This is a genomic window from Arthrobacter sp. GQ119, assembly GCF_059759125.1.
Map to the genome: position 1 here is coordinate 1 of NZ_JCAXEA010000081.1, position 438 is coordinate 438.

At 61.4% G+C, this 438-nt stretch carries 1 protein-coding gene; it reads left to right on the plus strand.

All coding sequences use genetic code 11. The features are described 5' to 3' along the window. Window positions 1-84: 84 nt before the first annotated feature. Window positions 85-438, plus strand: a 354-nt coding sequence (locus AC6CH3_RS23445; protein WP_498134713.1) for an ATP-binding cassette domain-containing protein, incomplete at its 3' end; no start/stop codon positions are given.

Sequence of the window (438 nt, forward strand, 5' to 3'; positions counted from 1 at the left end):
TGAGCAAAAATACTCCCGCGCAACCTCACGGCTTCCCCGGAAGGCGAAAAAAGTTGTGCTGACCGAACCGGAAGGTACCCTGCGATGAGCAACGACGGCACCATTCACGCCCGCGGAATCCGAAAGTCCTTCGGCCCCAAAACAGTCCTGAAGGACATCAACCTGGACATCGCCAGCGGCGAGATCTGCTGCATCATCGGCCCCAGCGGCTCCGGCAAGTCCACCGTCCTGCGCTGCATCAACGGCCTGGAGACCGTCGACTCCGGCGTCCTGAAGGTCAACGGCGAAGACTTCGGCTACTACGAGACTGCGCACGCCTACCACGCGCACAGTCCCAAGAAGCTCGCTGAGCAGCGCACCAGGGTCGGCATGGTCTTCCAGCAGTTCAACCTCTTCCCGAACATGACCGCCCTGGAGAACGTCATGTCCGGACCGGTC